Annotated in this window: 27 protein-coding genes; 20 read left to right on the top strand and 7 right to left on the bottom strand. The window is 70.4% G+C overall.

Annotated features, from left to right (window positions below):
- Genes rpmF through mutM form a run of 3 tightly spaced genes read left to right on the top strand, consistent with a single transcriptional unit; the run spans nucleotide 1 to nucleotide 1,796 of the window.
- Nucleotides 1-210 (top strand): 50S ribosomal protein L32, encoded by a 210-nt coding sequence (gene rpmF, locus FHS07_RS10915; protein WP_019179169.1) that lies wholly within the window; start codon nucleotides 1-3, stop codon nucleotides 208-210.
- Nucleotides 211-220: 10 nt separating this feature from the next.
- The gene (gene rnc, locus FHS07_RS10910; protein WP_183419923.1) at nucleotides 221-913 is read left to right on the top strand and encodes a ribonuclease III; all 693 of its coding nucleotides are present in this window, start codon (nucleotides 221-223) and stop codon (nucleotides 911-913) included.
- Nucleotides 906-1,796, top strand: coding sequence for a bifunctional DNA-formamidopyrimidine glycosylase/DNA-(apurinic or apyrimidinic site) lyase (mutM, locus tag FHS07_RS10905; protein WP_183419922.1), 891 nt, complete (start codon nucleotides 906-908; stop codon nucleotides 1,794-1,796). The genes rnc and mutM overlap by 8 nt, the downstream gene beginning before the upstream one ends.
- Nucleotides 1,797-1,892: 96 nt before the next feature.
- Here the strand turns inward: mutM and FHS07_RS10900 are convergent, their stop codons facing one another.
- Nucleotides 1,893-2,975 carry a GNAT family N-acetyltransferase gene (locus tag FHS07_RS10900; protein ID WP_183419921.1) on the bottom strand — a complete coding sequence of 361 codons (1,083 nt, stop codon included), beginning with the start codon at nucleotides 2,973-2,975 and terminating at the stop codon, nucleotides 1,893-1,895.
- A gap of 52 nt (nucleotides 2,976-3,027) precedes the next feature.
- On the bottom strand, nucleotides 3,028-3,309 hold the full coding sequence (locus FHS07_RS10895) for a hypothetical protein (protein ID WP_183419920.1): 282 nt from the start codon (nucleotides 3,307-3,309) through the stop codon (nucleotides 3,028-3,030).
- 436 nt (nucleotides 3,310-3,745) lie between these two features.
- Between FHS07_RS10895 and smc the strand changes: the two genes are divergently transcribed.
- The 3 genes from smc (at nucleotide 3,746) to FHS07_RS10880 (ending at nucleotide 8,792) form a co-directional block, all read left to right on the top strand.
- Nucleotides 3,746-7,291, top strand: coding sequence for a chromosome segregation protein SMC (smc, locus tag FHS07_RS10890; protein ID WP_183419919.1), 3,546 nt, complete (start codon nucleotides 3,746-3,748; stop codon nucleotides 7,289-7,291).
- Nucleotides 7,292-7,295: 4 nt separating this feature from the next.
- Nucleotides 7,296-8,168 (top strand): signal recognition particle-docking protein FtsY, encoded by an 873-nt coding sequence (gene ftsY, locus FHS07_RS10885; protein WP_183419918.1) that lies wholly within the window; start codon nucleotides 7,296-7,298, stop codon nucleotides 8,166-8,168.
- 123 nt (nucleotides 8,169-8,291) lie between these two features.
- The gene (locus tag FHS07_RS10880; RefSeq protein WP_183419917.1) at nucleotides 8,292-8,792 is read left to right on the top strand and encodes a DUF2004 domain-containing protein; all 501 of its coding nucleotides are present in this window, start codon (nucleotides 8,292-8,294) and stop codon (nucleotides 8,790-8,792) included.
- Between the two features lie 95 nt (nucleotides 8,793-8,887).
- On the opposite strand, the gene lipA is transcribed toward FHS07_RS10880, so the two are convergent.
- On the bottom strand, nucleotides 8,888-9,922 hold the full coding sequence (gene lipA / locus FHS07_RS10875; protein WP_183419916.1) for a lipoyl synthase: 1,035 nt from the start codon (nucleotides 9,920-9,922) through the stop codon (nucleotides 8,888-8,890).
- Nucleotides 9,919-10,557 (bottom strand): lipoyl(octanoyl) transferase LipB, encoded by a 639-nt coding sequence (lipB, locus tag FHS07_RS10870; RefSeq protein WP_183419915.1) that lies wholly within the window; start codon nucleotides 10,555-10,557, stop codon nucleotides 9,919-9,921. The genes lipA and lipB overlap by 4 nt, the downstream gene beginning before the upstream one ends.
- Before the next feature lie 64 nt (nucleotides 10,558-10,621).
- Here lipB and FHS07_RS10865 point away from each other — a divergent pair, with 64 nt between their 5' ends.
- Together FHS07_RS10865 and ffh are read left to right on the top strand one after the other, a co-directional pair.
- Nucleotides 10,622-11,170, top strand: a complete 549-nt coding sequence (locus tag FHS07_RS10865; protein ID WP_183419914.1) for a TetR/AcrR family transcriptional regulator — start codon at nucleotides 10,622-10,624, stop codon at nucleotides 11,168-11,170.
- Between the two features lie 171 nt (nucleotides 11,171-11,341).
- Nucleotides 11,342-12,886: a signal recognition particle protein gene (ffh, locus tag FHS07_RS10860; RefSeq protein WP_183419913.1), complete on the top strand. Its 1,545-nt coding sequence runs from the start codon at nucleotides 11,342-11,344 to the stop codon at nucleotides 12,884-12,886.
- Nucleotides 12,887-12,908: 22 nt separating this feature from the next.
- Here ffh and FHS07_RS10855 read toward each other — a convergent pair whose 3' ends face one another.
- A complete protein-coding gene (locus FHS07_RS10855) occupies nucleotides 12,909-13,664 on the bottom strand; it encodes an SGNH/GDSL hydrolase family protein (RefSeq protein ID WP_183419912.1) in 756 nt (251 codons plus the stop codon).
- Nucleotides 13,665-13,711: 47 nt separating this feature from the next.
- Nucleotides 13,712-14,875 (bottom strand): glutamate--cysteine ligase, encoded by a 1,164-nt coding sequence (locus FHS07_RS10850; protein WP_183419911.1) that lies wholly within the window; start codon nucleotides 14,873-14,875, stop codon nucleotides 13,712-13,714.
- A gap of 232 nt (nucleotides 14,876-15,107) precedes the next feature.
- Here FHS07_RS10850 and rpsP point away from each other — a divergent pair, with 232 nt between their 5' ends.
- From rpsP to trmD, 4 genes are read left to right on the top strand one after another with little or no spacing between them, the layout of a single operon-like run.
- Nucleotides 15,108-15,524, top strand: a complete 417-nt coding sequence (rpsP, locus tag FHS07_RS10845) for a 30S ribosomal protein S16 (RefSeq protein ID WP_183419910.1) — start codon at nucleotides 15,108-15,110, stop codon at nucleotides 15,522-15,524.
- 5 nt (nucleotides 15,525-15,529) lie between these two features.
- Nucleotides 15,530-15,760 (top strand): RNA-binding protein, encoded by a 231-nt coding sequence (locus FHS07_RS10840; protein WP_055954116.1) that lies wholly within the window; start codon nucleotides 15,530-15,532, stop codon nucleotides 15,758-15,760.
- Nucleotides 15,760-16,422, top strand: coding sequence for a ribosome maturation factor RimM (rimM, locus tag FHS07_RS10835; protein WP_183419909.1), 663 nt, complete (start codon nucleotides 15,760-15,762; stop codon nucleotides 16,420-16,422). Before FHS07_RS10840 ends, rimM begins: the two co-directional genes overlap by 1 nt.
- 1 nt (nucleotide 16,423) lies before the next feature.
- Nucleotides 16,424-17,113: a tRNA (guanosine(37)-N1)-methyltransferase TrmD gene (gene trmD, locus FHS07_RS10830; protein ID WP_183419908.1), complete on the top strand. Its 690-nt coding sequence runs from the start codon at nucleotides 16,424-16,426 to the stop codon at nucleotides 17,111-17,113.
- A 180-nt stretch (nucleotides 17,114-17,293) separates the two neighbouring features.
- On the opposite strand, the gene map is transcribed toward trmD, so the two are convergent.
- Entirely contained in the window at nucleotides 17,294-18,076 is a 783-nt protein-coding gene (map, locus tag FHS07_RS10825) for a type I methionyl aminopeptidase (RefSeq protein WP_183419907.1), read from the bottom strand.
- Between the two features lie 115 nt (nucleotides 18,077-18,191).
- On the opposite strand from map, the gene FHS07_RS10820 reads away from it, so the two are divergent.
- From FHS07_RS10820 to dprA, 8 genes are all read left to right on the top strand, one after another.
- Nucleotides 18,192-18,683: an MFS transporter permease gene (locus FHS07_RS10820; RefSeq protein ID WP_246383437.1), complete on the top strand. Its 492-nt coding sequence runs from the start codon at nucleotides 18,192-18,194 to the stop codon at nucleotides 18,681-18,683.
- A gap of 176 nt (nucleotides 18,684-18,859) precedes the next feature.
- Nucleotides 18,860-19,207 carry a 50S ribosomal protein L19 gene (gene rplS / locus FHS07_RS10815; RefSeq protein ID WP_055955342.1) on the top strand — a complete coding sequence of 116 codons (348 nt, stop codon included), beginning with the start codon at nucleotides 18,860-18,862 and terminating at the stop codon, nucleotides 19,205-19,207.
- A gap of 144 nt (nucleotides 19,208-19,351) precedes the next feature.
- On the top strand, nucleotides 19,352-20,101 hold the full coding sequence (gene lepB, locus FHS07_RS10810) for a signal peptidase I (RefSeq protein WP_183419906.1): 750 nt from the start codon (nucleotides 19,352-19,354) through the stop codon (nucleotides 20,099-20,101).
- A complete protein-coding gene (locus tag FHS07_RS10805) occupies nucleotides 20,098-20,751 on the top strand; it encodes a ribonuclease HII (protein ID WP_183419905.1) in 654 nt (217 codons plus the stop codon). The genes lepB and FHS07_RS10805 overlap by 4 nt, the downstream gene beginning before the upstream one ends.
- Nucleotides 20,752-20,916: 165 nt before the next feature.
- A complete protein-coding gene (locus FHS07_RS10800) occupies nucleotides 20,917-21,240 on the top strand; it encodes a DUF2469 family protein (protein ID WP_055836674.1) in 324 nt (107 codons plus the stop codon).
- A 91-nt stretch (nucleotides 21,241-21,331) separates the two neighbouring features.
- A complete protein-coding gene (locus FHS07_RS10795) occupies nucleotides 21,332-21,694 on the top strand; it encodes a YraN family protein (protein ID WP_183419904.1) in 363 nt (120 codons plus the stop codon).
- Complete coding sequence (locus FHS07_RS10790; protein WP_183419903.1) at nucleotides 21,691-23,214, top strand: YifB family Mg chelatase-like AAA ATPase; 1,524 nt, start codon at nucleotides 21,691-21,693, stop codon at nucleotides 23,212-23,214. The genes FHS07_RS10795 and FHS07_RS10790 overlap by 4 nt, the downstream gene beginning before the upstream one ends.
- On the top strand, nucleotides 23,211-24,380 hold the full coding sequence (dprA, locus tag FHS07_RS10785; protein WP_183419902.1) for a DNA-processing protein DprA: 1,170 nt from the start codon (nucleotides 23,211-23,213) through the stop codon (nucleotides 24,378-24,380). The genes FHS07_RS10790 and dprA overlap by 4 nt, the downstream gene beginning before the upstream one ends.
- Nucleotides 24,381-24,387 lie beyond the last annotated feature (7 nt).

Genomic DNA, 24,387 nt, shown 5'->3' with positions numbered 1-24,387 from the left:
ATGGCAGGTAACCCCCCGAAGCGGAAGGTCTCCCGCTCCAACACCCGCTCGCGTCGCGCGCAGTGGAAGGCCGAAGCCCCCACGCTGGTCAAGACCATCGAGAACGGCAAGGTCGTCTACAGCCGCCCCCACCAGGCGAAGGTCGTCACCGACTCGCAGGGCACCGAGCTCTTCCTCGAGTACAAGGGCCGCAAGGTCGCCGACGTCTGATCGGCGATTCATGACGCGTAACAACGTCGAGCGCGCTGCGCTCACCGAGAAGCTCGGGGTCGACATCGACCCCGAGCTTCTTTCTCTTGCCCTGACGCACCGCTCCTACGCGTACGAGAACGGTGGCATCCCGCACAACGAGCGCCTCGAGTTCCTCGGAGACTCGGTGCTCGGACAGGCCGTCACGGTGCGCCTGTTCACTCGGCATCCCGAGCTCGAAGAGGGGGGCCTCGCCAAGCGTCGCGCCAGCGTCGTGTCGACGGTCGCCCTCGCCGAGGTGGCCCGCAGGATCGGTCTCGGGGCGTACGTGCGCCTCGGCCGCGGCGAGATCCTCACCGGCGGGCGCGACAAGGACTCGATCCTCGCCGACACGATGGAGGCGCTCATCGGAGCGGCCTTCCTCTCGGCGGGTTCCGAGGCCTCGACCGCCATGGTGCTGCGACTGGTCGAGCCGCTGCTCGACGACCCCGAACGCTACGGCGCTGCGATGGACCCCAAGACGAGCCTGCAGGAGATCGCGGCCCGACAGGGTCTGCGCGCGCCGGTGTACGCCGTGCAGGCGACCGGGCCCGACCACGACCGTCGGTTCACCGCCTCGGTGACCGTCGGCGACCTCGTCACCACGGGCGACGGGTCGAGCAAGAAGCAGGCAGAGATGGCTGCCGCCCTCACCGCGTGGCGCGAGCTCGACACCCGTGCCTGAGCTTCCCGAGGTCGAGGTCGTTCGCTCCGGTCTCGAGCCCGCCGTCGCGGGTGCGCTGATCACGTCGGTCGATGTGCGCGACGAACGTGCTCTGACGCGGCACACCGGGGGAGCGGCCCACTTCGAGGCCGAACTGACCGGCCGGCGCATCACCGCAGCCGTGCGTCGGGGCAAGTTCCTGTGGATGCCGGTCGCCGGCGACGAAGCGATCGTCACGCACCTGGGCATGAGCGGGCAGATGCTGCTGCGTGTCCCCGGTGCTCCGGAGGAACGTCACGAGCGCATCCGTATCGAACTCGAGCATCCCGTCCATGGGCCGCTGTCTGTCGTCTTCGCCGATCAGCGCACGTTCGGTTCTCTCGCGCTCGACGAGCTCGTCGACACGCCGGACGGTGCCGCGGGCGGACGCGGGTCCGACCTGGCGCGTGTGCCCACGCAGGTGGCGCACATCGGTCGCGATCCGCTCGATCCGGCCTTCGACGCGGCGCGGTTCCGCGCGCGGCTGGGTCGCACGGCGTCGGGCATCAAACGTGTTCTCCTGGACCAGACGGTCGCCAGCGGCATCGGCAACATCTACGCCGACGAGTCGCTGTGGGCGTCGCGGATTCACCCCGAGACTCCCGGCTCCGATCTGCCCACCCGATCGGTGAACCGCCTTCTCGGCGAGGTGCGGGCGGTGCTCGAGAAAGCCTTGGCCGAGGGCGGCACGAGCTTCGACGCGCAGTACGTGAACGTCAACGGCCAGGCCGGATACTTCGCGCACTCGCTCAACGCGTACGGGCGCACCGGTCAGCCGTGCCCCCGGTGCGGGCGTCCGATCGTGCGCGTGTCGTTCATGAACCGCTCGAGCCACTTCTGCCCGCACTGCCAGAAGCGGCGCTGATCGTCGGTCCGCGTCGGGACCGACCACGCGAGTCGCCGTGATGCGTCGTCGGGGACGGTCCCGGGCGACGCATCACGGTGACTCGCGCCGTGAGGGTCAGGAGAGGACCTTCTGCCATACGCCCTCGTACGAGATCGGGGCGAAGCCGATCCGCTCGTTGATCGAGAGCATCGGGCGGTTCTCCTCCGCGTTGTAGGTGATCACACGGGGTGAGTCGGGGGCCACGTCCCGCCATGCGAGAAGGCCGGCGCACTTGACCAGCAGGCCCAGTCGGTGCCCGCGGTGGGCGGCCACCACGAGGGTGTCCTCCTGCCCCGTCACCGCCGCGCGGTCCTTGCCGATGACGAGCTCGTTGAACGCCGCGAGATCTCCCGTGTCTACGTGCTGCGCCGCGGTCACCAGCATGTGGCGACCGGCGTCCAGGTACGTGGCCTCGTGGCGCCGGAGTCGCGCGGCATCCCACACCTCCTCGTCGACGTCGAGGTCGGCGGACGGCGCGTCCGTCACCATGCGCGACTTCATCCAGGCGAAGGCGTCGACGAACTCGTCGGGCGTGGGCAGTGTCCACTGCACCACGCGATATCCGACCGCGGCGGCCTCGGCCTCGGCGAGGAGGGCACCGAGCTGCGGGCGGGCGTCGGCGAGATCGAGCCTGCTCACGCGCACGATCTGTTCGAGAGTGCAGCCGGATGCCAGGAGGAACCGCGCGGCGTGATCCATCGGCACGGCGCCGAACCCCGTGGGCGCCGCCAGCTGCGGTCCCGCGGCGGCGGGATGCGCGGCCCACGACTGCAGGACCGTGCGCCCGTGGGCGCGGGCGAGGGGCTCGATCTCGGCGAAGGCGGCGCGACCGATGCCGTGACCCCACGCGGACCGGCGCAGTTCGATGAGGAACGACCCCGTGCGGGCGCCGTCCTCCTGGGGCAGGTCGAGGCCCGCGCGACCGACGACCTCGCCGTGGAAGACGGCGATCCACGAGAACCGCTTCACCTCCGGCCGCGGCTGGAACAGGGGGAGCAGCTCATCGGCGGGCATCGACTCGTCGTCGTGGCCCGAGATCTCCTCGTAGACGAGGTTGCGCAGACGCACCATCTCGCGGAAGTCGGCGGCATCGTCGTTGTCGATGGATGCCGGGATGTGCAGGGGCCGCAGCTCGAGGCCGGCGGGGAAGGCGTTCATGTGGGTGCTTTCGGTTCGGAAGAGATGTCGGGGTGGGGCCGGCCCCACGGGATCACTGCGGCGGCCGGGTGAGGGCGGCCGCGCGGTGCCAGGCGCGTTCACGCGCGGCGCGCTCGGCGTCGGCTGTGCGACGACGGTGCGCGCGGTCGGCTCGGTGATCGAGCGTTCGACCGCGAGCGGCGTGACGCGTGAGCAGCCACAGGCCGAGGCGCAATGACAGCCGGTCGAGAAAACCCAGCGGCCGGTCGGTGGCGGTGTCGATCGTGATCGAGGACGGGGTGGGAGAGAGCGCGGCCGAGGGATGCTGCGGCGCGCGCGCGAACAGGGCGTTCATGCGGAGGCTCCGTGGAGGGGAAGGCGAGTGAGGGACGCGACGTGCGCGTGGCGGGATCATGGAGATCCGGGCGAGCAGCGAAGCTGTGCTCGCGGGAAGCGGAGACGCGAAGCGTCTCGACGCGACGGGGTCAGCCCTGGAAGATGGGCGTGCCGACGGCGGTGGTCATTCCGGTGACGGGTGCGGACAGCACGGGGGCGGCGGTGAAGCCGGTGGCGGTGAAGCCGGTCGTGGTGCGAATCATGGTGTGACCTCCTTTCGACGTCGGTTGCGACCCCCGACGATAGCGGAGGTCGTCGCCGACGGTCAAGCGATTTCCCAGAATCGGGGGACATCCGGGCGCGTCGTGGAGGCGGGCGCGGCCCGCCGCCGCGGTTTTCCGCGGATCCTCGACTAGCGTGAGGCGAGGATTCGACCGGGCGGGAAGGCGGGTGGCGTGCATCTGAAAAGCGTGACGCTCAGAGGCTTCAAGTCCTTCGCCCAGGCGACCACCTTCGCGCTAGAACCCGGTGTGACCTGCATCGTGGGGCCGAACGGGTCGGGTAAGTCCAACGTCGTCGACGCACTCGCGTGGGTGATGGGGGAGCAGGGCGCCAAGACTCTGCGAGGCGGGAAGATGGAGGACGTCATCTTCGCGGGTACCTCGACCCGCGGCCCGCTCGGGCGCGCCGAGGTTCAGCTCACGATCGACAACGGCGACGGTGCGCTGCCGATCGACTACAGCGAGGTCACCATCAGTCGGACGTTGTTCCGCACCGGCGCCAGCGAGTACGCCATAAACGGCCAGACCTGCCGGTTGCTCGACGTGCAGGAGCTGCTGAGCGACTCCGGCCTCGGTCGCGAGATGCACGTCATCATCGGTCAGGGCCGGCTCGACACGGTGCTGCAGGCGACCGCCGAGGACCGCCGTGGATTCATCGAAGAAGCCGCCGGCATCTTGAAGCACCGGCGCCGCAAAGAGAAGACCGTGCGCAAGCTCGAGGCGATGGAGACCAACCTCACACGCCTCAGCGACCTCGCGGGCGAGTTGCGTCGACAGCTCAAACCCCTGGGGAAGCAGGCCGAGATCGCGCGGGAAGCCGCCACCATCGCCGCCGTCGTGCGCGATGCGAAGGCGCGGCTCTATGCCGACGATCTCGTGCGGTTGCGCACGCAGCTCGCCGACGCCGCCCGCGCCGAGAGCGAACGGCACACCGAGCGTCTCGGTCTGCAGGAGCAGGCCGACGGTCTGCGCCGGCGCGTCGAGCGTCTCGAGAACGATCAGCGTTCGGAGGCCGTCGACCGCGCGCGCAGCGTCTCTTTCGGTCTCGAACAGGTGCAGGAGCGCCTGCGCGGCCTGTACTCGCTCGCCGGCCAGCGCCTCACCCTGCTGGCAGACGACGGCTCCGACGCGGCCGGCTTCGCCCCGACGGTGACCCAGAGCACCGTCGACGACGTCCGCGCGGAGATCGACGACATCGCCGCCGGTCTCGACGACGCGCAGGATGCCGCGGCCGAGGCCGCACGCGCCGTCGCGCGCGCACGTGCCGACCTCGACGCCCTCGACGTCGAGATCGCCGCGCAGAGCGCCCTCGTCTCGGAGCACGACGTGAAGATCCAGGCGGTCCGCGGCACGGCGGATGCCGCGAACTCCGCGCTCGGCGCGGTCCGGGCCGGTGTCGACCGGCAGCAGCGGGCGCTGGATGCGGCCCTCATCCGTCGGGCCGAAGCCGAGCAGGCCCGCGCCGAGCTCGACCCCGAGGTGGTCCCCGAGGCCTCCGCCGCCGAGCACGCCGCAGCCTACGACCGGGCGCAGCGCGATGCGAACGACCTCGAGGCGAAGGTCGCCGGCTTGCGCGAACGCCTCCACGCCGCGGAGCGCGAGCGCGACGCCCTCAGCGCGCAGACGACAGCGCTCGGCCGCGCCCTCGACCTGCGCAACGCCGCCGCCGACCTGCTCGCCGTCGGTGGGCGGGGCGTGCGCGGCCTCGTGGGCGACGATGTGAAGGTCACGGCGGGATACGAGGCGGCGATCGCGGCGGCCCTGGGCTCGCTGGCCGAGGGACTGCTCGTCGACGATGCCGAAGCGGCCTTCACCGCGGCTCGCGTCGCGCGCGAGGGCGACCTCGGCGTCGTCGAGATCGTCATCGCCGGCGCTGCCGCACCCGACGGAGCCGGGGCCGACGCGGCGACCGCGGTGGCGGGGGCCGTTCCCGCGACCGAGGTGGTCATCGCGTCACCGGGGGTGCTCGGCATCCTGACACGCACGGTGATCGTCGACGACCTCGCCGCCGTCGGCGAGATGCAGGCGTCGCTACCCCCCGACGTGACCGTCGTGACCCGAGCCGGGGAGGTTGCGACGTCCCGGACCCTTCGGGCGGGGTCGGGGTCGGGACGCTCGCGGCTCGAGCTCGCTGCCGAGCGCGACGCGGCAGCCGCACGGCTCGATGAGATCGTCGTCATCGCGGATTCCCTGCGCGAGGCCCTCGCCGACGAGCAGCGCGCGCTCACCGAAGCTCGCCATCGCACCAAAGAATCCCTGTCGACCTTGCGGGCCCACGACGCCGCGCTGGCGGCCCACGCCGAGAGGGTCAACCGCGTCACGGTGCGGCATGAGGCGGCCGTCGCCGAGTGCGATCGCCTCGCCGCAGGTCTCGCTCAGACCGGGACCGCGGTGGCGGAGGCCGAAGAGTCCGCCCGTCGTGCCGACCTCGCGCTCGAGCGAGCGCTCGCGGCGCCGCGCCCTCTGCTCGACGCCTCGGCGCGCGAGGGCATGGCCGCCGAGGTCGATGCCGCGCGCGAGACGGAGATGCGGGCGCGGCTGGACATCGAGGCGCTGAAGGAGCGCGTGCGGGCGGGGGAGGCCCGTATCGTCCAGCTCGAGCAGCAGCGCGAGCGCGAACGCGCGGCAGCGGCCGAGGCCTCTCGCCGCGCGGTGGTCCGGCGCGCCCAACGCGAGGTCGCGGCCGAGGTCGCCGGTCACCTCCCCGTGCTGCTCGACTCGGTCGACCGTTCGGTCAGCCAGGCGCGGGTCGAGCTGGCGGCAGCGGAGTCCGCGCGTACCGCGATCACCGAAGAGCTGGTGCGCGCCCGCGCCGACGAGGCCGCCGTGCGGGAGCGTCTCGCGCGCCTCACGGAGAGCGTGCACGGCCTCGAACTGCAGATGCACGAGAAGAAGCTCCACGTCACGAGCCTGTTGGAGCGTGTGCAGTCCGAGCTCGCCCTCGACGAAGACGTGCTCGTCGCAGAATACGGCCCCGATCAGCTCGTTCCCGTCGACCGGGAGGGCGACGGCGATCCGTTCGACCGTGCGGCTCAGAAGCGTCGGCTGCAGGATGCGGAGCGCAAGCTGTCGCAGCTGGGCCGGGTCAACCCGCTCGCGCTGGAAGAGTTCGCGGCCCTCGAGCAGCGGCACGCCTTCCTCACCGAACAGCTCGCCGATCTGCAGCAGACCCGCGCCGACCTGCAGACGATCATCGCCGACCTCGACGAGCGGATGCAGACGATCTTCGTCGCCGCGTTCGAGGACACCCGCGTCGCCTTCACCGAGATCTTCCCGATCCTCTTCCCGGGCGGATCGGGCAGCATCTCGCTCACCGACCCCGACTCGCCGTTGACCACCGGCATCGAGGTCGCCGTGCGGCCAGTCGGCAAGAAGATCGAGCGGCTGTCGCTCCTGTCCGGCGGCGAGCGGTCGCTCGCGGCGGTGGCGTTCCTGACGTCGATCTTCACCGCGCGCCCGAGTCCGTTCTACATCCTCGACGAGGTCGAGGCGGCCCTCGACGACGCCAACCTCGGGCGCTTGCTCGGCGTCTTCGAGAAGCTGCGCGCGAGCAGCCAGCTCATCGTCATCACCCATCAGAAGCGGACGATGGAGATCGCCGACGCGCTGTACGGCGTCTCGATGCGCCAAGACGGTGTGTCGGCGGTGGTCGGGCAGCGGGTGGGCGATCGCGCGGCCGCCCGCGCCGCCGCCTCGGACGAGGTCGCGCCCGTAAGCTGAAGCAATGGCTGAGAACTCCTGGTCGCTGGGCCGCGCGCTGCGCGGGTTGTTCGTCAAGCCCACGATCGACGAGACGACGTGGGACGACCTCGAGACGGCGCTGCTCACCGCCGACTTCGGCCCCGACGTCACCGAACGTCTGATCGACGAGCTGCACGAGAAGGTGGAGCGTTTCCGCACCACCGACCCGCGCGACCTGCAGCGGATGCTCCGCGAAACGCTCGAAGAGCACTTCGCGAAGTTCGACACCACGCTGCGTCTCACCGAGCGCCCCGCGGTCGTGTTGGTCGTCGGCGTCAACGGCGTGGGCAAGACCACCACGATCGGCAAGTTCGCCAAGTTCCTCCAGCGATACGGTCGCACCGTCGTCGTCGGCGCGGCCGACACCTTCCGCGCCGCGGCGGTCGACCAGCTCGCGACGTGGGCGGAGCGCGGGGGAGCGACCATCGTGCGCCCGCAGCACGAGGGTCAGGACCCGGCATCCGTCGCCTTCCAGACCGTTGCCCACGCCAAAGAGACCGCGACCGAGATCGTGCTGATCGACACCGCCGGGCGTCTGCACACCAAGGGCGGCCTGATGGACGAACTCGGCAAGATCAAGCGGGTGATCGAGAAGCAGGCGCCCATCAGCGAGGTCCTTCTCGTGCTCGATGCGACGACCGGCCAGAACGGACTGATGCAGGCGCAGGCTTTCCTCGACAGCGCGGGGGTCACGGGTCTCGTCCTCACCAAACTCGACGGGTCGGCGAAGGGCGGCTTCGTGCTCGCCGTTCAGGAGCTCACCGGCATCCCGGTCAAGCTCCTCGGGCAGGGCGAGGGCATCGGCGACCTGACCGGCTTCACTCCGCACGTGTTCGCGGCTTCGCTCGTCGACTGAGCGGGGTCTCACCCGACGCGGGGCGCCTCGCGCGGGCGGCTTCACGAGTCGATGCCCTTATCGCACCGCGAGCTGCGGGCGGGTCGTCTTCCCGAAGCTCGGACGGGCTGCTTACATGGGGGCATGGCCATCGAGCACGACTTCTTCGGACTCCTCGAGTCCGGCCCCGACGGGTCGATCTTCTGGAGTGAGAACGTGGAGTTCGGCGACCAGAGCGTCACCGTCGACTTGACCGCCCCCGATCAGGACGACGTGTCGGTCGAGGCCCTCGACGTCGCGGCATCCATGGTCTCCTCGCTCGAGTCGATCGACCTCGCCGCCCGTAACGCCATGGTCGACGAGCTGGACTCCCGCACCAGCGAGGTGACCGAGTACGTCCTTCAGCAGCAGGCGGCCCTCGGCGACCAGCTCGACGACCTGCTCACCGATGTCAGCGGCGACACGCACATCGACGTCATCAAGGCCCTGCAGTTGATGAGCATGACGATCCTGGCCGACGAACACGGCGGCGCCGACCCGTTCGCGGTGCTCGAGTACGCCCTCGATCCGGATGACACGGACGACGTGCTCCTGGTCAACCTGGCCTCCGACGGTCGCGTGCAGTCGGTCACCAGCGCCGACTGAGCGCACAGACCCCTCGGGCTCCGCCGTCGTCCGCCCGCGCTCCGTCGTCAGAACGGGTGAGCGGGCCGTCGCCGAGGACCAGCCCGCCCCCGGCCTCAGACCGCCTGGGCGAAGCCCGCGTCGGCGTCCACGATGTCCTTCGCCAGGTGCGCGAGGTGCGGCGGGATCTGCTGCCCCTTCGACACCATCGACTGCGCCCACAGGCGCCCGGCGCGGTACGACGAGCGCACGAGGGGACCGGCGAGCACGCCGAGGAAACCGATGCGCTCGGCCTCCTCTTTGAACTCGACGAACTCCGCCGGCTTGACCCAGCGCTGCACGGGCAGGTGGCGGGGCGTGGGCCTCAGGTACTGCGTGATCGTGATGATGTCGGTACCCGCGGCGTGCAGGTCTTCGAGGGCCTGAACGACTTCTTCGGGTTCCTCGCCCATGCCGAGGATCAGGTTCGACTTGGTGATGAGGCCGGCGTCGCGGGCAGCGCTCAGTACGCCGAGGGAACGCTCGTAGCGGAAGGCCGGGCGGATGCGCTTGAAGATGCGCGGCACCGTCTCGACGTTGTGCGCGAACACCTCGGGGCGCGACGAGAACACCTCCTCCAGCAGCGCGGGGTTGCCGGAGAAGTCGGTCGCGAGGATCTCCACCCCGGTGCCCGGATTCTCGGCGTGGATCCGCCGCACGGTCTCGGCGTGGAGCCACGCCCCTTCGTCGGGCAGATCGTCGCGCGCGACGCCGGTGATGGTCGCGTAGCGCAGCTGCATCCGGGTGACGCTCTCCGCGACGCGGCGCGGTTCGTCGGTGTCGTAGTCGGCGGGCTTGCCGGTGTCGATCTGGCAGAAGTCGCAGCGACGCGTGCACTGGGAGCCGCCGATGAGGAAGGTCGCCTCGCGGTCCTCCCAGCACTCGAAGATGTTCGGGCAGCCGGCCTCCTGGCAGACCGTGTGCAGCTCTTCGGTCTTCACCAGGTTCTGCAGGGCGGTGTACTCCGGGCCCATCTTGGCCTTGGTCTTGATCCACTCGGGCTTGCGCTCGATCGGGGTTTCGGCGTTGCGCACCTCGAGGCGCAGCAGCTTGCGGCCGTTCGGAGCGGTGGATGCCGCAGCACCGGCGTTCCCGGTCCCGCAGGCGCTCACGCGGCCACCGCCGCGTAATCGGCGCGGAACACGCGCTCGATCGAGGGCACGAGCTCGGCGGGGGAGACGTCGGCGCCGATCACCTCGCTGACGGTCGTGACCCCGGCATCCGTGATCCCGCAGGGGACGATGTGCCGGAAGCCGGCGAGCGAGTTGTCGCAGTTGACCGCGAAGCCGTGCATCGTCACTCCTTTCTCGACGCGCACGCCGATGGCCGCGACCTTGTCGACTCCGAGCGGTCGCTTCACCCAGACACCGCTACGGCCGTCGACCCGGAAGCCGTCGACGCCGTGCGTTCGGAGCGCGTCGATGAGCAGGGCCTCGAGTCGTCGTACGTGAGCGACGACGTCGATCGGTTCGGGCAGCCGGACGATCGGGTAGCCGACGAGCTGACCCGGGCCGTGCCACGTGATCTTCCCGCCGCGGTCCACGTCGACGACGGGGGTGCCGTCGTCCGGCCGTTCGTGTGCTTCGGTGCGCTTGCCGGCGGTGTAGACGGCTTCGTGCTCGAGCAGGAGCAGCGTGTCTGGCCGCTCGTCTGCGACGACGTCGGCGTGGATGCGGCGCTGGTGGGCCCACCCGTCGAGGTAGGGGACGTACAGCGGAGCGAGGCCCGCAAGGTGGATGTCGATCATCGACCGCCTCCGATGTTGGATTGCGTCCAACAATACACGCAGGCGTCCCGTCTAGTCTGAGTCGGTGACCCCCGAACCGCGCAGCGGACGCCCGCGCTCCTCCTCGCGCGAGGTGCTCTCCGAGGCGGCGTGCGAGCTGTTCCTCGAGCAGGGATACGACGCCACGAGCGTCTCCGACATCACGCGCCGTGCGGGGGTGAGCCGCTCGAGCTTCTTCAACTACTTCGCGGCGAAGAGCGACGTGCTGTGGTCGGGTTTCGACGAGCAGGTGAATGCCGCGGCGCGACGCCTCCGCGGGGGCGAGGCGGTCGATGCGGCACTGACGGGAATCGGAGACGGACTCGCACCCGATGCGCTCGCCCTGGCGATCACCAACGCCGACGCGATGGGGATCGCCGGCGAGCTCGATCGCGACCGGGCCGTCCGCCAGTTCCGGCTGCAGCGGGAGCTCGCGGCGCGGTTCGTGCGAGACGGGATGCCGCAGCTCGCGGCGGAGGTGCGCGCAGGCGCGCTCGCGGCGGCGGTGCTGGCTGCGGTCTGGGCATGGGCGGATCGCACGGCCGCGGAGCGTGTGCTCCGCGACCTGCTCGCCACGACGATCGCGCTCGCCTGAGCCCGGCCACATCGGCACCCGCGGGTGCGCACCCTCAGCGATGTGCGCGGTGTCAGTGGCATCCACGTGGATCGGGCTGAGGTTGAGCGGATCGCTGAGGTCGTGCGCGGAGAGGGTGGGGCGCGCGGGACGGCAGCACCTTTCGCGGCGCCCGCGTAAACTCGTCACATCATGGCGACTTTCGGCACCCTCTCCGACCGGCTCACAGAGACCTTCCGCAACCTCCGGAAGAAGGGCCAGCTCACGCCCGCCGACGTCGACGGGACGGTGCGTGAGATCCGCCGGGCCCTCCTCGACGCCGACGTCGCCCTGCCCGTCGTCAAGGAGTTCACCGCCGCCATCCGCGAGCGCGCCCTCGGTGACGAGGTCAACCGCGCCCTGAACCCGGCGCAGCAGGTCGTGCAGATCGTCAACGACGAGTTGATCGGCATCCTGGGCGGTCAGCAGCGACGCCTGCAGTTCGCCAAGAATCCGCCCACGGTCATCATGCTCGCGGGGCTCCAGGGTTCTGGAAAGACGACGTTCGCGGGCAAGCTCGCGAAGATGCTCGAGAAAGACGGGCACACCCCCCTGCTGGTCGCGTGCGACCTCCAGCGCCCCAACGCCGTGAACCAGCTGCAGGTGGTCGCCGAGCGCGCGGGAGCGGCGATCTACGCCCCCGAGCCCGGCAACGGTGTCGGCGACCCGGTCAAGGTCGCGCGCGACGGCGTGGCCCACGCCACGCGCCAGCAGCACGACATCGTCATCATCGACACCGCCGGCCGCCTCGGCGTCGACGCCGAGCTGATGAAGCAGGCCTCCGACATCCGCAAGGCGACGCAGCCCGACGAGGTGCTGTTCGTCATCGACGCGATGATCGGTCAAGACGCGGTGAACACGGCCAAGGCTTTCCAAGACGGTGTCGATTTCACCGGCGTCGTGCTGTCGAAGCTCGACGGCGACGCCCGCGGTGGCGCGGCCCTGTCGGTCGCCTCGGTCACGGGCCGCCCGATCATCTTCGCGTCGACCGGTGAAGGGCTCGACGACGTCGAGCCGTTCCACCCCGACCGCATGGCGTCCCGCATCCTCGACCTCGGTGACATCCTCACCCTGATCGAGCAGGCGCAGTCGGCGTTCGACGAGGCCGAGGCGATGGCGGTCGCCGAGAAGCTCGCGACCGAGACCTTCACGCTCGAGGACTTCCTGCAGCAGATGCAGCAGATGAAGAAGATGGGCTCCATGAAGAAGATGCTCGGGATGCTCCCGGGCATGGGCAACATGAAGCAGCAGCTCGAAGACTTCGACGAGCGCGAGATCGATCGCACGGAGGCGATCATCCGCTCGATGACCCTCGCCGAGCGTCGCAACCCCAAGATGCTGAACGGCTCGCGCCGCCTGCGCATCGCGCGCGGCTCGGGAATGACCGTCACCGACGTCAACCAGCTCGTGCAGCGCTTCGACCAGGCCGCCAAGATGATGAAGACCGTCGCCCGCGGCGGTGTGCCCAACATCCCCGGCATGGGTCCGATCGGCGGCAAGCCCGGCGCATCGTCGAAGCGCGGCAAGCAGCAGAAGGCGAAGGGCTCGCGTTCCGGCAATCCGGCCAAGCGCGCGGCCGAGAACGCCGGTATCGCTGCGGCGGCACCCGCGACGGGTTCCGGCTTCGGCCTGGGCGGTCAGGCGGCGCCGAGCGAGGCCGACCTCGCCGAGCTGCAGAAGATGCTCGGCAAGGGCTGACCCCGCTCCGCGGCGGCCGATCTCAGGGCAGCACGGCGGTCTCCTGAAGGGCTGACGCCACCGCGTGCTCGACCGCCCGCTGCCCGCCGGCGGTCGGGTGCACGTCGTCGCTCTGCAGCCATTCGGGGTGCCCGACGAGCGGTTGGCCGACGTCGATGTAGGTGCCGCCGACCGCTTGCACGGCGTCGCGCAGCGCGTCAGAGGTGACCGCGATGTCGTCGGGCACGTCGGGGTCGTCGTTCCAGATGGTGCTGAGGCCGACGATGAGCGCGTCCGGCGCGGCCTCGTGCAGGCGCTCGACGGTGTCGGCGGTCTCGAAGCGGATCTCATCGGCGTCCTGCCAGAGATCGTTGCTGGAGGACTCCACGATCACCAGGTCGGGCTGCAGGGCGGCCACCGCGGGCACGAGCCCGGCGTACGGCGTTCCGCAATCGCCCGCCACCACGAAGCCCATACCGGGGCAGGCGAGGTTGACGAGGGAGACGTGGGTCCGCTGGGCGAGCAGCCGCGGCCATGCTTCCCGCGCCGAGAGCCCGAAGCCCGACATCACCGAGTCGCCGAGGGTGACGACTCGCTCAGAGGGCTCGGCGCTCGACGACGGTGCGGGGGAAGGGGACGGCGGTGCGGGGGAAGGAGTCGCCGCGAGCTGCGCCGGCACGAACGGCGGGCTCGCGGTGGGGGCGGTGACGGGCTCGGCCGCGCACCCCGCGAGCAGGACCAGGACCGTAGCAGAGAGGGCCGTCAGCGAGACAGCCCGAGCGCGGCGTCCGGAGATCATGCCGCGATCCTACGAGCGGCCGCCTATGAGCCAGCGTCGAAGACGACTCAGACGCGCAGGGCGGCCAGATGCTCGCGCAGAGTCGGCCCGCCGCGGAACTCGCGGATGAGGTGCTGGACGACCTCGCGCAGATCGCCGTCGGCGGCGTCGGCCACCGCGATCTGACGCGCCGAGCTGCCGCCGGTGGCGAGGATGGTCTCGAGGCTCGCGAACTCCCTCGCGCACTTCAGCTCGATCGCGATGTCGGCGAGTTCCTCCATCGTCTCGCGCAGGTGCTCCACGACCGGGCGCTGGGTTCCCGCGCGGTCGACGATCACTCGCGCGTCGAGGCCGTAGCGGGCGGCGCGCCACTTGTTCTCGCGGGCGTACCACGGGGGGATACCGGGCAGCTCGCGCCCCTCGTCGAGGAGGCGCGAGAAGTGCTCGACGAGCGTCTGCGCGAGAGCGGCGACGGCCGCGAGTTCGGGCAGGGTCGACATGCCGTCGCACGCGCGGATCTCGATCGTGCCCCACTTCGGCGCCGGACGGATGTCCCAGCGCACCTCGCTGGCATCCGCCATCACCCCCGTGCGCACCATGTCGTCGAGGTAGTTCTCGAACTCGTCCCAGCTGGCGAGCTGCCAGGGCAGGCCCGCGGTGGGGAGCTGCTGGAACACGAGCGCGCGGTTCGAGGCGTAGCCGGTTCGTTCGCCGGCCCAGAAGGGACTCGAGGCCGACAGCGCCTGCAAGTGGGGGAGGTACACGTTGAGGGCGTTGACGATCGGCATCACCTTCTCGACGTCGTCGACGCCGATGTGCACGTGGATACCCCAGATCATCATGTTGCGCCCCCACCACTGGGTGCGCTCGATGAGCGTGTGATAGCGCGTCTTGTCGGTGACCTGCTGGTCGAACCACTGCGCGAACGGGTGGCTGCCGGCGCACAGGATCTCGACTCCGCGCGGCTCGGTCTGCTCGCGCAGGGCGCCGATGGCATCCGCGATGTCGTCGACCGCCTCGGCGACGGTGTGCCCGACGCCGCTGGTGACCTCGACCGTGTTCGTCAGCAGTTCGCCGGTGACGGTGAATCGCTCGAGCGCGGTCTTGTCCTCGAGATGCTCGAGGATCTCGGGAGCACGGGGGACGAGATCGCCCGTCTCGCGATCGGCGAGCATGAGCTCCCACTCCAGACCCACGGACGAACGCGTCGATGCAGCGAACGGCAGCCTCATGCGGCCCAGTCTGACACGGTGCTCTCACAGCGAGACGCTCCGCTACTCTGCGCGACGCATCGTGTCGTTTCCCTTCACCTGTCACGGCATGGCGAAAGGATCTGGCAGAATAGAGGGTCGGACCCACCACTCGACCCTCTATCCAGTGGCGGTCCCCCCTTTTGAGCTTCCGCCGGGTGTGCACCCCACGCTCCAGGCGTCCGGTTCGTTCATTTCATCATCAGGAGTCATCGTGGCTGTCAAGATCCGTCTCAAGCGCCTCGGAAAGATCCGCGCGCCCTACTACCGCATCGTCGTCGCCGACTCGCGCACCAAGCGCGATGGTCGTGTCATCGAGGAGATCGGCAAGTACCACCCGACCGAGGAGCCCTCGTTCATCGAGGTCGACTCGGAGCGGGCGCAGTACTGGCTGTCCGTGGGCGCGCAGCCCACCGAGCAGGTCGCCGCCATCCTCAAGCTCACGGGCGACTGGGGCAAGTTCAAGGGCGACGCGAACGCCGTCTCCACCGTCAAGGTGCGCGAGCCCAAGGCCGCGTTCGAGGTCGACGCCTCGAAGAAGTCGGTCGTGAAGCCCAAGGCCGAGAAGAAGGCCGACCAGGCCCCCGCCGAGGCGCCCGCTGAGGACGCCGCCGAGACCTCGGCCGAGTAATCCTCGTGCTGTCTGCCGCGCTCGAACACGTCGTCAAGGGGATCGTCGATCACCCGGACGACGTGACCATCCGTTCCAGCACCTCTCCCCGCGGAGACGTGCTGGAGGTTCGCGTGCACCCCGATGACCGGGGTCGCGTGATCGGGCGCGGCGGACGCACCGCCAAGGCGCTGCGCACGCTCATCACCGCTCTGGCCGACGGCCGTCGCGTGCGCGTCGACGTCGCCGACGACTGATGGCGACCGGCGACGTCGCGGGCGCGCAGCCCGCCAACACCCAGCTCCGAGTCGGACGACTCGTCAAGGCTCACGGCCTCAAGGGCGCGTTCAAGCTCGAGCTGTACACCGACGACCCCGACGGACGCTTCGTCGCGGGCAGTTCGTTCACCCTGCAGGTTCCCGAGTCCTCGCCGTGGCACGGCCGCGAGCTGACGGTCCGCGAGTTCCGCTGGATGAACTCCCACCCCGTCGTCTTCTTCGAAGGCGTCGACGACCGCACCTCGGCCGAGGCCCTCGTGAAGGCGATCCTCTGGATCGACCAGGACACCGAGGCCGCTCCGACCGAGGAAGACGCTTGGTACGACCACCAGCTGGTCGGTCTCGATGTCGTCCGGGACGGTGCCGTCATCGGTCGGGTCGCGCGGGTCGATCACTTCCCCGCGCAAGATCTTCTGATCGTCCGGCCCTCCGGTGAAGACCGCGAGGTGCTCGTGCCTTTCGTGAGCGCCATCGTGCCCGAGGTCGACATCGCTGGTGGCCGTGTCGTCGTGACCCCGCCGGCGGGACTCTTCGAAGAGCTGCCGTCGGAGGCCGACGACGAGCCCGAGCCGGCCGACGCCGATGCGGCCGCGTCCGAGCCCGCCGCGGCCGACGCGGACTCCGACACCCGCGAGGACTGACGTGCGCATCGACGTCGTGTCGATCTTCCCCACGATCTTCGACGCCCTCGAGGTGTCGCTCCTGGGCAAGGCTCGGCAGAGCGGTCTGCTCGACGTGCACGTGCACGACCTCCGCGCGTTCACGCACGACCGCCACCGCACCGTCGACGACACACCCTATGGCGGCGGTGCCGGCATGGTGATGAAGCCCGAACCTTGGGGTGAGGCCCTCGACGCCGTGACGGGCGGCGCGGTCGCGCGCCCGGTCATCGTCTTCCCTTCGCCCGCCGGGGAGCGCTTCACGCAGGCCACCGCCCGCGAGTTGTCGACTGCGCCGCACCTCGTCTTCGGCTGCGGGCGTTACGAGGGCATCGACGAGCGCGTGTTCGACTACGCCGCCGAGCTCGGCGACGTGCGCCTGCTCAGCCTGGGCGACTACGTGCTCAACGGGGGAGAAGTCGCCGTCATGGCGATGGTCGAGGCGATCGGCCGCCTCATCCCCGGCGTCGTCGGAAATCCCGAGAGCCTGGTCGAAGAGTCGCACGAGGACGGCCTCCTCGAGTACCCCTCTTTCACCAAGCCCGCCCTGTGGCGCGAGCGGGAGGTTCCGCCCGTGCTCTTGAGCGGAAACCACGGTGCGGTGGCCGCGTGGCGACGCGAGCAGCAGCTGGTGCGCACGCGCGAACGCCGGCCCGACCTGCTGCCCGACTGATCGCGCGGCGCACCGGCTGACGTCACGCCGGGGTGCGTCCACGGTCACGCCGGGGCTGCGGCATCCCGAACGCTCGGCGGCCGCGTGCTGCGCGCGGGAGGGAATGTGCAGCGATCGCCCACGCCCACTCCCGGCGGATGGATGCCGAGACCCGGGGCCGCGGCATCCGGTCTATCGAGCTCAGTCGACGCCCAGGAACGAGCGGTCGGTGAGCACGATAGGCCCCTCGGGTGTGATCGCGACGGTGTGCTCGGAGTGCGAGCCACGCGATCCGTCGGCGCTGCGCAGCGTCCAGCCATCGGGGTCGGTGATGAGCTCGTCGGTCGTGTGCAGGAACCACGGTTCGAGGGCGACGACCAGGCCCGCCCGCAGCGGGTAGCCGCGCCCCGCCTTGCCGTCATTGGCGACGTGCGGGTCGCCGTGCATGGTGCGGCCGACGCCGTGTCCTCCGAAGTCGGTGTTGATCGACAGGCCCTCGGCGTGGGCGACGGCGGCGATGGCGGCGGAGATGTCGCCGATCTTGTGCCCGACGGTCGCGGAGTCGATCGCCGCAGCGAGCGCGCGCTGGGTGGTGTCGATGAGCGCGAGGTCTTCGTCGCGTGCGGTGCCGACCACGAACGAGACGGCGGAGTCGGCGACCCACCCGTCGACGGAGGCGGCGAAGTCGAGCGAGACGAGGTCGCCGTCGCGCAGCACGTAGTCGTGGGGGAGGCCGTGCAGGACCGCGTCGTTGATCGAGGTGCACAGCACCTTGCCGAACGGGCTCGCTCCGAACGACGGGTGGTAGTCGATGTAGCTCGACTCGGCGCCGGCCTTGCGGATCATGTCGTGCGCGCGCCGGTCGAGGTGCAGCAGGTTGGTGCCCACCTTCGTCTCGTCGCGGAGCGTCGCCAGCACCTCCGCGACGAAGCGCCCCGCGGGTCGCATCGCTTCGATCTCGGCCGGCGTACGCAGTTCGATCATGTGTGGATCCTCTCGTGGAACCTCCATTCTCCCCGATGGATGCCGGATGCCGTGGTGCCGGCGCACCATGGCATTCTCAAAGGCCCCGCACATCGACGCGCTCTAGCATCGGCTCATGGTGCTGCGCCGACTGTTCCTCCGCTGGTTGTTCCCGGCCGCCTTCGTCCTGCCGCTCTGGCTCTTCGTCGGGTGGATCGTGTTCTCCGGCGGCAGCGGGTGGGCGCTGCTGTGGTTGTTCGTGGCCGTGCCGGCGGTGTTCGTCTCGCAGCTGCTGCTGTCGATGGTGATCCGCGCCCGCGCGAGCGTCCGCGAGACGCGTGCGGTGTCGTGGCGCGACCTCGCCGGTCTCGGCGTCTGGCACCTCGTGATCATCGCGCTCGGCCTGTTCGATTCGCGGGTGTTCTTCCCGTTGCTCGTGCTGTCGATCGTCGGTGCCCTGCTGCTGTTCTGGTCGTCGCTCGCGCAGCTGTGGAACGAAGCGCGCGGCGTGGTGACGGTGCTGCACACGACCGACGGGACGGCGTACATCCCGCCGGCGCCGGACCGCACGCAGCACCCCGTGGCCGGTGAGGTCATCGTCGTCCCCGAGAACCGTCGCCCCGACTGACCCGCGGGACGGGGCGACCGTTTTGGCGGGGCGGCTCCGGCGTGGCAGAATAGACGATTGTGCCCTGACCGGCTCTGCCTCAGGGGAGTCACGTCGCATCCGCGGCCTCGGGCACGCCTCATCCTTTTCCCTTTTATCGTGCGATCGACCTGTGGCGGTCGCAGGAAGTGACGATCATGCAGATCCTCGACTCCGTCGACGCGGCCTCGCTCCGCTCCGACATCCCCACCTTCGGCCCCGGCGACACCGTCAAGGTGCACGTGAACATCGTCGAAGGCAGCCGCTCGCGTATTCAGGTCTTCCAGGGCGTCGTCATCGGCCGCTCGGGCGACGGCGTGCGCGAGACCTTCTGCGTCCGCAAGGTCAGCTTCCAGGTCGGCGTGGAGCGCACCTTCCCGGTTCACAGCCCCGTGATCGATCACATCGAGGTCGTCACCCGTGGTGACGTGCGTCGCGCGAAGCTCTATTACCTCCGCAGCCTCCGCGGCAAGAAGGCCAAGATCAAGGAGAAGCGCGACCGCTGAGTCCGCTCTCTCGAACGCCCCGTGGGATTCACCCACGGGGCGTTCGGCGTTTTCGCGGGCGACACGGTCATCGTGCGGCATCCGGGTGTGCGACCCTGGTCTGTGCGGTTCGGTCGGCGTGCGACGAACCCGGTGAAGGAACACATGAGCGACCAGACCGCCTCGACCCCGGATGCGACGGGAACTGCCGCTCCCGAGCGGCGTCGCCGCGGGTGGGGGGCCTTCTTCCGCGACCTGATCGTCATCATCGCCATCGCGCTGCTGGTGTCGTTCCTCGTGAAGACGTTCGTGGTGCGGTCGTTCTACATCCCGTCGGCGTCGATGGAGAACACGTTGCTGGTCAAGGACCGCATCCTCGTCGACGAGTTGACTCCGCGGTTCGGGGAGTACTCCCGCGGAGACATCGTCGTCTTCCGCGACCCGGGCGGATGGCTTCCCTCCCAGCCCACCGAGGAGCGGTCTCCGGTCGTCGAGGGAGCCGACTGGGTTCTCTCGCTGTTCGGCCTCTCGGCCCCCGACAGCGACGACCACCTGATCAAACGCGTGATCGGCACCGAGGGCGACCACGTGGTGTGCTGCAACGCCCTCGGCCAGACGACCGTGAACGGCGTCCCCATCGACGAGAGCTACGTGCGCCTGGCGCCGGGTGCGACGTCGCCCGAGCCGGTGCCGTACGACGTCACCGTGCCGGAGGGATCGCTCTGGGTGCTCGGTGACAACCGCAACAGTTCGCGCGACTCGCGCTTCAACCAGGATCAGCCGAACAAGGGCTTCGTGCCCGTCGACAACGTCGTGGGCCGGGCGTTCCTCATCACCTGGCCGTTCACGCGGTTCGGCCTGATCGACTTCCACCACGAGGTGTTCGCGGGCGTTCCCGCACCGCTCGAGCAGTGATCGAACCGACCCTCACCTTCGAGCGTCGCGTGCTGAAGCAGCACGCGATCGTCATCGCCTGCGACGAGGTCGGTCGCGGCGCCCTCGCGGGGCCGGTGGCGGTGGGGGCCGCAGTCATCGATCCCGCCCGCTCGCGCAAGCGCGTGCCCGTGGGCCTGCGCGATTCGAAGCTCGTTCCCGAGGCCCGCCGGCCCGAGGTGGCGGCGCGGGCCGCCGCCTTCGTGCAGCACAGCGCGGTGGGATGGGCGAGCTCGGTCGAGATCGACGAGATCGGCATCATCCGGGCACTCGGCCTCGCCGCCGTCCGAGCCATCGCCGACCTCCGCGCGCACGGGGTGGTGCCCGAAGAGGCGTTAGTCATCCTCGACGGGAACCACGACTACATCACCCCGGCGGGGGAGTCCGGTCTGACCGTGAAGCCGGTCATCAAGGCCGACCGCGACTGCGCGAGCGCGGCCGCGGCATCCGTCATCGCGAAGGTCGCCCGCGACGCGCTGATGACGGGGTTGCACGACGACCTGCCGGCCTACGGCTGGGCGCGCAACAAGGGCTACGCCAGCCTCGACCACCGCGACGCGATCACGACGCACGGCATGAGCGTGCACCACCGCCACTCGTGGGCGATCGCGGCGGCGCCGACGCTGTTCTGACGAGGCGACGGCCGGCCGGCGGGCGGAGGCTCCGGCTGCACGGGTGTCTCGACGATCGGAGGCCTTCCCGACGGGTGCTCGAGTTGAGCGGGTGTCCGCAGGACGCGCCCGGGCGGGCATCGTCATGCCGCTCGGACCACGGCGCGCGCCTAGGATGGAAAGACCATGGATGACGACGTCTTCGAGGATTACGACCGCGAACTCGAGCTGGCCCTGTACCGCGAGTACCGCGATGTCGTGCGCCAGTTCACCTACGTGATCGAGACCGAGCGTCGGTTCTATCTCGCGAACGACGTCAACGTCGTGCGCCGCGACACCGAGCACGACTTCTACTTCGAGATCTCGATGACCGATGTGTGGGTCTGGGACATCTACCGCGCCGACCGTTTCGTGAAGTCGGTGCGAGTGCTCACGTTCAAAGACGTGAACGTCGAGGAGCTTTCGCGGCACGACTTCCAGCTGCCCGACGAGCTGTCGCTCGACAACTGAGGTTCCTCCCCAGGGCGAGTCTCGCTCATCTCTCCATCGATGAGCCGGATCGGCCCACGTACCGGATGATCCGGATGCCACGCTCTCGGGCATGGCAGCGAAAGACGACCTCGGCCGGGCCGGGGAAGACCGCGCCGTCTCCTACCTCGTAGGCGACGGCTACCGCATCATCGCGCGCAATTGGCGGTGCACCCAGGGCGAGATCGACATCGTCGCCGAGCGCGACGGCACGCTCGTCGTCGTGGAGGTGAAGACCCGGCGCAGCGAAGACTTCGGGCATCCGTTCGAGGCGATCGACAAGCGCAAGGCGACGCGGCTCTGGCGACTGGCGATGGCGTGGATCGCGGCGAACCCCGATCTCGCGCGGGGGCGGCGGCTCCGCGTCGACGCGATCGGGCTGACCGGTGGCGATCCGGCCACGGCCCGCCTCGAGCACCTCGAGGACGCCCTGTGACCGTCGCGCGCACCTGGGCGGTGGCCCTGTCGGGCCTCCGCGGCGATCTGGTCGAGGTGGAGGCCGATGTCTCGTCGCAGACGCCGGAGTTCTCGATCATCGGCCTGCCCGACAAGGCGCTCGGCGAAGCGGGGCGGCGCGTGCGCAACGCCTGCACCAATCGCGGTCTCGATCTGCCCAAGCGACGGATCACGGTGAACCTCTCACCGGCCAGCCTCCCAAAACGCGGGTCGGGCTTCGACGTGGCGATCGCGGTGGCCGCCCTGTCGACGTCGGTGGCGATGGATGCCGCGCGCGTCGCGACCACCGTGCACATCGGTGAGCTGGGTCTCGACGGACGGCTGCGCCCGGTGCCCGGCGTCCTGCCCTCGGTCATCGCGGCGCAGCGATCCGGGCACAGCCGGGTCGTCGTCCCGCCCGCCAACGCCGCCGAGGCCCGGCTCGTCGAGGGCATGGAGGTTCTCGCGGCCTCCTGCCTGGCCGAGGTCGTGCGGTGGCACGGCGGGAGCAGCGATGCGGCCGAGCTCGTCGCGGTGGAGGCGCCGGCCAGCGCGGGTACCGACGAGAACCCGCTCGACCTCGCTGACGTCGTGGGACAGCCCGAGGCGGTCGATGCCCTGGTCGTCGCGGCCGCGGGCGGCCACCACATCCTCATGAGTGGGCCGCCGGGCGCGGGCAAGACGATGCTCGCGCGGCGGCTCCCGGGAATCCTCCCGCCCCTCGATGACGAGGCAGCCCTGTCGGTCGCCTCGGTTCGTTCGCTCGCGGGTGACACGGTGACACGGCTCTCACGCACCCCTCCCTTCGAGAGCCCGCATCACGGCGCGACGGCCGCAGCTCTCATCGGCGGGGGATCCGGTGTCGTCCGCCCGGGTGCGATCGCCCGCGCCAGCGACGGCGTGCTGTTCCTCGACGAGGGCGGCGAGTTCCCCGCCTCCGTGCTCGATGCCCTGCGGCAGCCTCTCGAGAACGGCACGATCGAGGTACATCGCTCGGGTGTCGCGGCCACGTATCCCGCACGATTCCAGCTGGTCATCGCGACCAATCCCTGTCCGTGCGGTCAGTACGGAGTTCCCGGGGGAGCGTGCGAGTGCCCGCCGCAGGCGATCCGCCGGTACACGCGGCGTCTGTCGGGTCCGCTCCTCGATCGCATCGACATCGACCTGCGGTTGCAACGCGTGTCGTCCGCCCGCCAGGAGGGCGATGCGCGCGTCGTCAGTTCCGCCGACGCGCGGGGCCGAGTGGCCGAGGCGAGGGCACGTGCCGCTCGCCGGTGGTCGTCGACGGCCTGGCGTCGCAATGCCGATGTGCCCGGTACCTGGCTGAGGGGACCGGCAGCCCCGCCGCCGGAGGTGCTCCGACCCCTCGACGTGGCCCTGCGTCGCGGGGCGCTGACGCTCCGCGGCTACGACCGTCTGCTGCGGGTCGCATGGACCGTCGCCGACCTCGCCGGCCACGACCGGTTACGGCTCGACGACGTCGGACGAGCACTGTACCTGCGGCAGGGGGCGGGCGCATGATCCCGATGGACGCGGCCACGGCGAGGGCGGCGGTGCGGGGGCTGCGCGGTGAGGGGCAGACCTCGGCCGAAGACGCCTACGCGCGGGCCGTGTGGAGTGTGCTCGTCGAGCCGGGCGACGGTGTCGCCGGGCGGCTCGTGGCCGAGCACGGTGCGATCGAGGCGCTGCGCCAGATCGACGACTCCGGGGATCCTGAGGTGCGTCGAGCTCGAGCCCGATGGGCGCCGCGCGGACAGCCGGGCGCCGTCGATGCGGCGCTCGACGCAGCCAGGCGATGCGGGGCATCTCTCGTCGTGCCCGGTGATGCGGCGTGGCCGACGCGTCTCGATGATCTCGGCGCGCACGCGCCGCTCGCGCTCTGGCGCCGGGGTGCGGCGATGGATGCCGAACGCCCCGCCGTCGCCCTGGTGGGCGCTCGCGCGTCGACGGCCTACGGCGAGGGGGTGGCGGCCGACCTGGCGGCAGACCTCGCGGCGGCGGGGGTCGTGGTCATCTCCGGTGCCGCCTACGGCATCGATGGTGCATGTCACCGAGCCGCCCTGTCCGCGGGCGGGGGGACTGTCGCCTTCCTCGCCGGAGGTGTCGATCGTCCCTACCCTCGCGGTCACGAGGCCCTGCTCTCTCAGATCGCCGCCACCGGGGCCGTGTGGAGCGAGACGCCGTGCGGTGCCGCGCCGACGAAGTGGCGCTTCCTCAGCAGAAACCGCCTGATCGCCGCCATGTCCGACGCGGTCGTCGTGGTCGAGGCGGGGTGGCGCAGTGGCTCGCTGAACACGGCCGCCCACGCCGCGACTCTCGGACGACCGCTCGGCGCCGTCCCGGGGCCGGTGACCAGTGCCGCCTCAGCCGGATGCCATCGCGTGCTGCGCGAATACGACGGCGTGTGCGTGACCTCCGCGGCGGATGTGCTCGAGATGCTCGGCGTCGGCGGGCCGCCCCCACCGGCATCTGAGCACGCGCGAACCGACGCCACGACTCGTCTGCTCGATGCGCTGTCTGCGCGCACGGGACGCTCGGCCGACGAAGTCGCGCGCCGCAGCGGGCTCGCGCCCGAAGAAGCCGCCATCTTGCTGGGCTTCGCCGAGTTGGAGGGCCGGGTGCAGCGCGACGACGACGGCGCGTGGCGGACGGTCGCGCGTGACAAGGCGGCCGGACGGCCGGGGTAGGGGGGCG

This window comes from Microbacterium proteolyticum (genome assembly GCF_014192415.1).
Classification (GTDB): Bacteria; Actinomycetota; Actinomycetes; order Actinomycetales; family Microbacteriaceae; genus Microbacterium; species Microbacterium proteolyticum.
The sequence above is the reverse complement of the archived record's forward strand: the minus strand, read 5'-3'. Positions and strand labels throughout refer to the sequence as shown.